The sequence below is a fragment of the Paracoccus sp. S-4012 genome, from assembly GCF_009674885.1.
Classification (GTDB): domain Bacteria; phylum Pseudomonadota; class Alphaproteobacteria; order Rhodobacterales; family Rhodobacteraceae; genus Paracoccus.
This window is the reverse complement of the sequence record NZ_WKKA01000048.1, coordinates 1-961: the sequence shown is the minus strand read 5'-3', so window position 1 is coordinate 961 and position 961 is coordinate 1. Positions and strand designations below refer to the sequence as shown.

Sequence of the window (961 nt, the reverse complement as noted above, 5' to 3'; positions counted from 1 at the left end):
CACAAGCGCGCCGGGCACTTGAGCAATCCGTGAGCTCCGCGCCCGGCGCGCTTGCCCAACCCGAAACCGACCAATACCAAGTCCAAGGACTCTCGTCATGATCGAGGGACCCCGGGGGGGCAGGTCAGCCGTCCTTCTTGCCTCTGACGAAGCGGCTTACATGACGGGAGCAGAGCTGACGATCGACGGCGGTATTCTGGCGGGGTCAGCAGCATCGCCGGGAGGCTGAATGATACAGTGGCGGCAGGGCTCTCGCCGTTCCTATCTCTTACCGCAATGTCCGCTTGGTCCGCATAGCGGATCTCGCAGGCACCAAGCTGTCCCCCAGCGGCCAACGTCCGCTTCGGTGAAGCTACGGCGCCGCACGGTCACCGGCCTGACCGTCCGCTTGGGGCCGAAAGCGGCAGGATCATTGATGTGTTGGAGCCTCGGCGCGTGCGTCGCGCCAATACTCCATGTCAGGCAGCGCGTAGCCGCGAGTTCGAGGCGTTTGCCTCGAGACTCGTGAATCGGCACGCTCCCGCGTGGCCACGCCTGATCCAGGCCGCGACGAGCTGAAATCCCGATTGCGGCCATTCCCGCGGCGTTTCGAACTGCAGAAACTCGGCGATCCAGAAGCCGGCGTTGTGGATCGATCGTAGCCGAGCCTTGGTGGTGAGATTGGGGAGTGGCGCCACGAAAACGATATTGTCCGCAGATTTCATTGCTTGGACCATGAATTCGGCCAAGCGGGACCATGGCGGGTTGGTGACGATCCAGTCCGCTCGACCTTTCCAGGCCAGGAAATCGCTCCCATCCGTGATCTCGCACCAGTCTTTGGCGAGGTGACTGGGGAAATGGTCGTAGAACGCGCCATCGCCTCTCGCAGGGTCCAGGATCAGCCCGTGCATCTGCGGCGCGAAGTGTCCGCAGATGGCCCGCGCCAAGGCAGGGGGAGTCATGACGCGGTCTCGCTCCGGGG

General features: G+C 63.7%; 1 protein-coding gene. It reads right to left on the bottom strand.

What is annotated here, in order from left to right:
* Nucleotides 1–458: 458 nt before the first annotated feature.
* A partial coding sequence (locus tag GI374_RS18755) for a hypothetical protein (protein WP_229583591.1) occupies nt 459–961 on the bottom strand: 503 nt, incomplete at its 5' end.